This is a genomic window from Polaromonas sp. P1_E1_2 (genome assembly GCF_056406035.1).
In genome coordinates, this window is record NZ_JBFUAZ010000135.1 from 1 (window position 1) to 8,334 (window position 8,334).

An 8,334-nucleotide genomic window follows, 5' to 3' on the forward strand; every position below is an offset into this window, starting at 1 on the left:
GTGCCTGCCGTGCCCCTGCCAGGCAAGGCCGGCGGCCTGGCCTGGGTCATGGGCTCCAGCTTTGAACGCGACAACACCCAGGCCGAAACACGGCCCGAGGACGACCAGCACAATTTCAGCCGGCTGCAAACCCTACTGCCGCAAACCGCCCGTGCACTGGCCGCGCAGTTTGAGCCAGGGAAGGTTCAGTCCTGGGCCGGCGTGCGCTGCGCTACACCCACCCGTTTACCCGCTTTGGGCCCGTTGGAAGGAAGCCCCGGCCTGTGGGTGTGCAGCGGCATGGGCTCGCGCGGGCTGACGTTTGCCGCGCTTTGCGGGGAATTGCTGGCGGCGAAACTGCACGCCGAGCCTTTGCCGATTGAGCAGCGGCTGGCTGAAGCGCTGATGCCGCAGCATGCGGCGCCCGCACCGATCGTCAATACCTGAGATTCTCATGCCAAACAAGGCTGAAACCCATAAGGGAAAAGCGCAAGCAGCTATCAAATAGATAGCATTCAAGGCGTAATAAGCACCTTCACTCCACGCTGCGCAGCAGGCGTTTGAGCTTTCCGGGGTGCAGCGGTTTGCGCAGGCTGCCGCGCGCGCCGCCGAACCATCCGCGCACGGTGTCCAGCGGGGAGAGACGGTTGCCGGTCAGGATCAGATAGGCGATGGCAGGGCGCGAGGCCTCCACCCGCTTGACCATTTCCCAGGGCTCGATGTCAGGGAGCTCCATGTCGAGAATCACCAGCTTGTAAAGATGCGTGTCAATCAGCTTGAGCGCTTCGGTGCCGGTGGTCGCCTCGTCTATCTTCACGAAACCGGCCATGGCCAGCCTGGCACGCAGGTAAAGACGCGCGTCGCGGTCAGCATCCACCACCAGCACCTGGGGGCGCTCCGGCAGGGGTTCCGGGGTTTCCAGCGGCGCCGGCGCGGTAGGCGCCTGCGAATCAAAGTCGAGATCGAGATCCAGCGCGGAAGATTCGGGCTGAAGGTCGAGGCCAAGGGCTTTCTCCGGTGCATTGCCCGGGCGCAGAGCCTGCGCGGCCTGCCGCTGTTCAGCGGCCAGCAATTCGTCCATGCCGTCAATCACCGCGGTCCACTGCAGCGGGCGTGGAATCACCAGGCGCGCCCTGGCCGGCGGGTTGTCGCCGATCCAGATCAGGGTGAAGTCGTCATTCGCGGGGTTGGCCAGCTCCAGCGCAGCTTCCCAGCTGTCGCCGTCAATCAGCGCCATCAAGGCTTCTTCGGGCGCGTCGGGCGTCCAGGGGGTGTAAGCGATAGRTCGTGTTTCGGAAATGCGAAACACCGCGTTCAGGGCRTGACGCTCAACGTCATCAAACCCGAACACTTTTACAAAAACCCGCTTGACAGCCTCACCACCCGTATTCGTCATTGCGCCCGATTATGGGGGGATCGCCGGGGAGGCTTCAAGGAATTCAGCACCTGCGTTGTCAAAACGTCACTTCATGRCCGCGGCAGGCCGGCGGGCCTTGACATACGCATCGCTTGGCAAATAGGCCTTGCCGTCGGCGTAGCGCCATTGCACCATGGTGCCCTTGTGGCCGCGCAGGTCCAGCCTGCCCACATAGGCGCCCATGGTGGACTGGTGGTCGATGGCGCGGAACTCGGCGGGGCCGAAAGGCGTGGAGAACTTCAGTCCGCGCAGCGCCACCACCAGCTTTTCGTTGTCGGTGGAGTTGGCCCTGCGGATGGCGGCAAAAATCGCCTGCATGGTGGCGTAACCCACCGCCGAACCGACCTTGGGATATTCATTGAAGCGGCGGTAATAGTTGGCGGCGAAGCTGGCGTGTTCCCGGGAGTCGATCTGGTCCCAGGGGTAGCCGGTGACGATCCAGCCTTTCGGCGTGTCGTCTTTCAGCGTCTCCAGGTACTCGGGCTCCCCCGAAAGCATGGACACCACTGGTATGCGGGGAAAAATGCCACGCTGGTTGCCCTCGCGAACCAGCCGGGTCAGGTCGGCCCCGAAAGTCGCGTTGAAAATCGCCTCAGGTTTTGCCTGCATGGCCGTCTGCAGCGTCGGGCCGGCTTCTATCTTGCCCAGCGCCGGCCACTGGTAACTCACAAACTCGACGTCCGGTCGCCTGGCTTTCAGCAGCTCCTTGAACACAGTGACCGCGCTCTGGCCGTATTCGTAATTGGGGGCAATCGTGGCCCAGCGTTTGGCCGGCAACCTGGATGCCTCTTCGACCAGCATGGCTGCCTGCATATAAGTACTGGGCCGCAGGCGGAAGGTGTAGCGGTTGCCCTGTTCCCAGACGATGGCGTCGGCCAGCGATTCGCTGGCGATGAACACCCGCCGGCTGGCCTGGGCATGGCCGGCCAGCGCCAGCCCGACGCTGGAGTAAAACCCGCCCGCCAGCACATCCACCCTTTCTTTTGAGGTCAGCTCGACGGCCTGTCGCAGGGCTTCCTCGGGTTTGCCGGCGTCATCGCGCGAGATGACTTCGATCTTGCGGCCCAGCAGGCCGCCGGCCACATTGATTTCCTCGACCGCAAGCTGCCAGCCTTGCCGGTAAGGCTGGGCGAACTGGGGAATGGCGGAGTAGCTGTTGATTTCGCCGATCTTGATGGGAGGTTTCGGGCTGCCCTGGGCGAGCGTCACCGCCGTGGCGCAGGCCAGAAACAAACCACCCATCAGGACGGACTTCATCAATTTCACGGGTTTTCTCCAAAAATGGGCAATTCGGTTAATTTGGCAAGCCCAAAACAGGGCGGCTCATCCGAAAGAGCAGGGACTGTACCAGCGCTTTGTGACGGGTCGGTTGGTGAATGGTCAGCCTCAACGCAAGCCTTATGCCGCTGGCACGAAAAAACCGCCCGAAACCCGCATATTTATTGGCGAATAAGCTTATCTGCATAACGGCAGAACAAATGTGTAGTTTGTTTTTATAAGTCGGGCACTTACATTTTCCCGCTATGCATGAATTTGCCTTTGTATTTGCTGGTTTTGCCGTCGGCCTGGTTGTGGGTTTGACAGGGGTGGGCGGCGGCTCGCTGATGACGCCGCTGCTGATCTTCTTTTTCGGCATCAAACCGCACCTTGCCATCGGCACCGACCTGCTGTTTGCGGCCTTTACCAAGATGGGCGGGACCGTCAGCCTGGCCCGCGCCCGGGTGGTGGACTGGAAAATCGTCGGGCAAACAGCAGCCGGCAGCATTCCGGCGGCCCTGGCCACCCTTTATATGTTGCAGCGCATGGGCCCGGCCAACCCGGCTACGCAAGCCATCATGACCACCACCCTCGGCCTGGCGTTACTGCTGACGGCTGGCGCCACGGCCTACAAGGTGCTGCGCGGCAAGGCCGCCCCTACCACCATCGCGCCCGAACTCATAGGCCAGGCCACGCGTGCGCGCCACTGGTCGCTGCCGCTGCTGTTTGGCGCGGTCATCGGCACGCTGGTCACTTTGACGTCAGTCGGCGCGGGTGCCATCGGCGTGATCGTGCTGATGCTGCTCTACCCCACCCTGCCGCTGCCGCGCATCGTGGCGGCCGACATTGCCCACGCCGTGCCCCTGACGCTGGTGGCGGGCCTGGGTCATGCCTCCATCGGTTCGGTCGACTGGCCGCTGCTCATCAAGCTGCTCGCCGGCTCGCTGCCCGGCATCTGGCTGGGTTCGCACCTGGTGCACAAAACGCCTGACCGCGTGATCCGTTCGCTTTTGTCCGTGCTGCTGGCCTATGCCGGCGTGAAGCTGATTTCGATCTGACCCTCTCCTTATAAAAATCCCACGACGTTTGGATCCCGACAGCCATGTACCAATACACAGAATTTGACCGCGAGTTTGTCAAGGCCCGCGCCAACCAGTACCGTGACCAGCTGACCCGCTGGCAGGCAGGCCAGTTGCCTGAAGACGAATTTCGCCCGCTGCGCCTGCAAAACGGCTGGTATGTACAGCGCTATGCGCCCATGCTGCGCGTGGCCGTGCCTTATGGCGAGCTGTCGAGCGCGCAGATGCGCGTGCTGGCCAAAATCGCCCGCGAATACGACCAGCCCAACGCCGCGCTGTTCAATGAAGCCCAAGCCAAGCAGGACAAGCTCGGCCCCGTCAATCTGAAAAACGGCCTGTCGGTCAGCTCCAAGCTGACCACCGGCTACGCCCACTTCACGACGCGCCAGAACGTGCAATACAACTGGATTCCGCTCGACAAGTCGGCCGAGGTGATGGACCTGCTGGCCAGCGTCGCCATGCACGGCATCCAGACCAGCGGTAATTGCATCCGCAACATCACCAGCGACGAACGCGCCGGCATCGCCGTTGACGAGATCGCCGACCCGCGTCCCTTCGGCGAAATCCTGCGCCAGTGGAGCACGCTGCACCCCGAGTTCGCCTTCCTGCCGCGCAAGTTCAAGATCGCGATCAGCGGCGCCCGCGAAGACCGCGCCGCCACGGCCTGGCACGATGTCGGCCTCCATTTGATCCGCAATGCCGAAGGCGAACTGGGCTTCAAGGTGCTGGTGGGTGGCGGTATGGGCCGCACGCCGGTGATCGGCACCGTGATCCGCGAGTTCCTGCCCTGGAACCAGATCATGAATTACCTGGAAGCCGTGGTACGTGTGTACAACCGCTATGGCCGCCGCGACAACATCTACAAGGCCCGTATCAAGATTCTGGTGAAGGCCGAAGGCCAGCGCTACATCGACGACGTCGAGGCCGAATACAAGCAGATTCTGGAACACGACGGCGCGCCGCACACCATCACGCAGGAAGAACTCGACCGGGTGACAGCCTGCTTTGTGCCGCCCGCGCTCAATTGCGACCGCAAGAGCGCCGATACAAAAATTGCCAACATCCTGCGCGCCGCCGCCGAAGACGACGTGGAGTTCGGCCGCTGGCTGCAGCGCAATGTGGCCCCGCACCAGAACCCCGACCTGCGCGCCGTGACGCTGTCGTTCAAGCGCCTGGGCCAGGCGCCCGGCGACGCGACGGCCGACCAGTTGGACATCGCGGCTGACCTGGCCGACCAGTTCAGCGCCGGTGAAGTGCGTGTGACGCACGACCAGAACCTGCTGCTGCCCTGGGTTCGCTGCGACGAGCTGCCCGAGCTCTGGCGTGCCGCCCGCAAGGCCGGTTTTGCCAAGCCCAACATCCACCTGCTGACCGACATGATCGCCTGCCCCGGTGGCGACTTCTGCTCGCTGGCCAATGCGCGCTCCATCCCRATCGCCGAAGCCATCACCGAGCRCTACCAGGACATGGACGAGCTGCACGACCTGGGCGAGATTGACCTGCACATCAGCGGCTGCATCAACTCCTGCGGCCATCATCACAGCGGCCACATCGGCATCCTGGGTGTGGACAAGGATGGCCTGGAGTGGTACCAGGTCTCGCTGGGCGGCTCCGATGGTTCCACGCTGAGCGGTGCCTCGGTGTCCGGCAARGTGGTCGGCCCTTCGTTTACCGGCGCCGAAGTGCCCGAAGTCATTGAAGCGGTGCTGGACACCTATCGCCAGCTGCGCGAGGACGGCGAAACGTTCATTGCGACTTTCCGTCGCGTCGGCATTGAACCGTACAAGGCCGCCGCCAAGGCTGCGCGCTTTGCCCCCAACACCGTCGCGCACTGAAAGGACTGACCATGAAATTACTGCCTTTCAGCGAACAAAGCGGCGCGGAACAGCCTGGTACCCTGGTCCTTGCGAACGACGCCGATCCCTTCGAGGTCTCACTCGACGGCATCTCTCGCATTGACCTGAACTTCCCGAAGTTCACCGACGGCCGCGCCTACAGCCAGGCCTTCCTGCTGCGCCGCCGCCGCGAATTCAAGGGTGAAATCCGCGCCACCGGCGACGTACTGGTGGACCAGCTGGCGCAGATGGAGCGCAGCGGTTTTGACACCGCCGTGCTGCGCGCCGACCAGGACATGGCCGTGGCCCAGCGCGTGCTGGCGTCCTACCCCGGTTACAGCGCAGGCAAATACCAGGGCGACGCGGTGGACGTGCAACCCCACTTCAAGGAGGCGGCTTGCGCCTGAACACCATGAGCCTCGACCTTGCAAAGATCAACGCAGAACTCGGCCACAACGCACAGGGCCTGGTGGGCTGGGCCGTGGGACTGGGCCGGCCCGCCATCGTCACCACCAATTTCCGTCCCTTCGAGGCGGTGATACTGCACATGGTGACGCGCGCCAATTCCCGCGTTCCCGTGGTCTGGATGGACAACGGCTACAACACCGAGGCCACCTACCGCTTTGCCGACGAAGTGACCAGGCTGCTCAAGCTGGACCTGCATATTTACCTGCCGCGCCGCTCCCGTGCACACCGCGAGGCGGTGGAGGGTCCGACCCCGGCGCTGGACGATCCACGCCATGCGGCCTTCACTGAGGAGGTGAAACTCGAGCCCTTTGCCCGCGCCCTGCGTGAAACCGCGCCCCAGGTCTGGTTCACGGCCTTGCGCGCCACCGACACCGCGGTACGCGCCCAGATGGATCCGGTCAGCGTCAACCCCGACGGCCTGATCAAGGTCGCGCCGCTCCTGCACTGGTCGTCCAAGGACCTTTACCAGTACTGTGAGATCAACGGCCTGCCCAACAACTTTGACTATGTGGACCCCACCAAGGGCGAAGACAACCGCGAATGCGGCCTGCACCTTGCGCACTGACTGACCTATGAACGCCCGCACCCCATCCCACCTGCTGCCAGCCGACCCGGCGACCTCCATCGCGCGGCTGTCCAACTCCCACCTCGACGCGCTGGAAGAAGAAACCATCTTCATCCTGCGTGAAGTCGCCGCCGCCTTTGAGCGCCCGGCCCTGCTGTTTTCGGGCGGCAAGGATTCGTTGGTGATGCTCAAGTGCGCCGAGAAAGCGTTCGGCGTGGGTCGCATTCCCTACCCGCTTCTGATGATCGACACCGGTCACAACTTCCATGAAGTGACCGACTTTCGCGACCTGCGCGCAAAAGAGCTGGGCGCCGAACTGATCGTGCGCAATGTCGAAGACTCGATGAAACGCGGCACCGTGCGGCTGGCACACCCGGGCGAATCGCGCAATGTGCACCAGTCGGTCACGCTGCTGGAGGCGATTGACGAATTCCGCTTTGACGCGCTGATTGGCGGCGCGCGCCGCGACGAGGAAAAAGCGCGCGCCAAAGAGCGCATCTTTTCGCACCGCGACAGCTTCGGCCAGTGGCAGCCCAAAGCCCAGCGCCCCGAACTCTGGACGCTGTTCAACACGCGTCTGCAGCCTGGCGAGCACTTTCGCGTTTTCCCGATCTCCAACTGGACCGAACTCGACGTGTGGCAGTACATCGAGCGCGAAAAGATTGCCCTGCCATCGCTCTACTACGCGCACCAGCGCAAGGTGGTTGAGCGCAAGGGCCTGCTGGTGCCGGTGACGGAGCTCACGCCCGCGCGCGACGGCGAACAGGTGGTGGAAAAGACCGTGCGTTTTCGCACCGTCGGCGACATCACCTGCACCTGCCCGGTGGACAGCCCCGCGGCCACGGCCGCCGAGATCGTGATTGAAACGCTGGCCGCCGACGTGAGCGAGCGCGGCGCCACGCGCATGGACGACAAGACCTCCGACGCCTCCATGGAAAAGCGCAAGAAAGACGGGTATTTTTAGTTCTCCCCCGGGCAGGCTTCGCCTGCTCCCCCCAGGGGGCGGCGCCTGCGGACCGGCACAGCCGGACCCGCAGCCCCCACTGATAAAGACCTTGCCACCATTTTTGAGACTGAGATGACTACAAGTACCCACACTACTGATTTGATAGCTGGTGGCGCACAGCCAGAAATGGTTGCAGGCCAAAACGACCTGAAACCTGCGTTGAAGTTCATCACCTGCGGTTCGGTCGACGACGGCAAAAGCACCCTGATCGRCCGCCTGCTGGTGGACAGCAAGGCCGTGCTGCAGGACCATCTGGCCGGCGTGCAGCGCCAGGGTGAAACCGACCTGGCATTGCTGACGGACGGCCTTTCAGCCGAGCGCGAACAGGGCATCACCATTGACGTGGCCTACCGCTATTTCGCCACTGAAAGCCGCAAATTCATCATTGGCGATGCCCCAGGGCATGAGCAATACACCCGCAACATGGTGACGGCCGCCTCCAGTGCCGACGCCGCCGTCGTGCTGGTGGATGCGACCAAGCTCGACTGGAAAAACCCTGCGCTGGAGCTGCTGCAGCAAACCCGCCGCCATTCGCTGCTGGTCAACCTGCTGCGTGTGCCGTCCATCGTGTTCGCCGTGAACAAGCTCGACGCCGTGAAAGACCCGACGCTGGCTTTCAGGAACATTGAAGCAGCGCTGGCAGCATTCGCCCGGGCCGGGAAAATCCCGGTGAAAGCGACTGTGCCCGTGTCCGCCCTCAAAGGCTTTAACGTGGTGGATGCCCAACC

At 63.2% G+C, this 8,334-nt stretch carries 9 protein-coding genes; 7 read left to right on the forward strand and 2 right to left on the reverse strand.

What is annotated here, in order from left to right; genetic code table 11:
* Positions 1–426, forward strand: a 426-nt coding sequence (locus tag AC1D1P_RS08845; RefSeq protein ID WP_477672712.1) for an FAD-dependent oxidoreductase, incomplete at its 5' end; no start/stop codon positions are given.
* Positions 427–514: 88 nt separating this feature from the next.
* On the opposite strand, the gene AC1D1P_RS08850 is transcribed toward AC1D1P_RS08845, so the two are convergent.
* Together AC1D1P_RS08850 and AC1D1P_RS08855 are read right to left on the reverse strand one after the other, a co-directional pair.
* A complete protein-coding gene (locus tag AC1D1P_RS08850) occupies positions 515–1,375 on the reverse strand; it encodes a response regulator transcription factor (protein ID WP_477672713.1) in 861 nt (286 codons plus the stop codon).
* Positions 1,376–1,441: 66 nt separating this feature from the next.
* A complete protein-coding gene (locus AC1D1P_RS08855; RefSeq protein ID WP_477672716.1) occupies positions 1,442–2,653 on the reverse strand; it encodes an ABC transporter substrate-binding protein in 1,212 nt (403 codons plus the stop codon).
* 266 nt (positions 2,654–2,919) lie between these two features.
* Here AC1D1P_RS08855 and AC1D1P_RS08860 point away from each other — a divergent pair, with 266 nt between their 5' ends.
* The 6 genes from AC1D1P_RS08860 to AC1D1P_RS08885 form a co-directional block, all read left to right on the forward strand.
* On the forward strand, positions 2,920–3,711 hold the full coding sequence (locus AC1D1P_RS08860; RefSeq protein ID WP_477667269.1) for a sulfite exporter TauE/SafE family protein: 792 nt from the start codon (positions 2,920–2,922) through the stop codon (positions 3,709–3,711).
* 44 nt (positions 3,712–3,755) lie between these two features.
* On the forward strand, positions 3,756–5,567 hold the full coding sequence (locus AC1D1P_RS08865) for a nitrite/sulfite reductase (RefSeq protein ID WP_477672714.1): 1,812 nt from the start codon (positions 3,756–3,758) through the stop codon (positions 5,565–5,567).
* 11 nt (positions 5,568–5,578) lie between these two features.
* Entirely contained in the window at positions 5,579–5,974 is a 396-nt protein-coding gene (locus tag AC1D1P_RS08870) for a DUF934 domain-containing protein (protein ID WP_477670833.1), read from the forward strand.
* A 5-nt stretch (positions 5,975–5,979) separates the two neighbouring features.
* Positions 5,980–6,600, forward strand: a complete 621-nt coding sequence (locus AC1D1P_RS08875) for a phosphoadenosine phosphosulfate reductase domain-containing protein (protein ID WP_477670834.1) — start codon at positions 5,980–5,982, stop codon at positions 6,598–6,600.
* A gap of 7 nt (positions 6,601–6,607) precedes the next feature.
* Positions 6,608–7,564 (forward strand): sulfate adenylyltransferase subunit CysD, encoded by a 957-nt coding sequence (cysD, locus tag AC1D1P_RS08880; RefSeq protein WP_477651623.1) that lies wholly within the window; start codon positions 6,608–6,610, stop codon positions 7,562–7,564.
* A 114-nt stretch (positions 7,565–7,678) separates the two neighbouring features.
* Positions 7,679–8,334: GTP-binding protein (locus tag AC1D1P_RS08885; RefSeq protein WP_477672715.1), on the forward strand; the 656-nt coding region annotated here is incomplete at its 3' end.

Coding starts and splice junctions, on each gene's coding strand:
- AC1D1P_RS08875 (WP_477670834.1), top strand. CDS start 5,980: ATGAGCCTCGACCTTGCAAAGATCAACGCAGAACTCGGCCACAACGCA.
- AC1D1P_RS08870 (WP_477670833.1), top strand. CDS start 5,579: ATGAAATTACTGCCTTTCAGCGAACAAAGCGGCGCGGAACAGCCTGGT.
- cysD (WP_477651623.1), top strand. CDS start 6,608: ATGAACGCCCGCACCCCATCCCACCTGCTGCCAGCCGACCCGGCGACC.
- AC1D1P_RS08860 (WP_477667269.1), top strand. CDS start 2,920: ATGCATGAATTTGCCTTTGTATTTGCTGGTTTTGCCGTCGGCCTGGTT.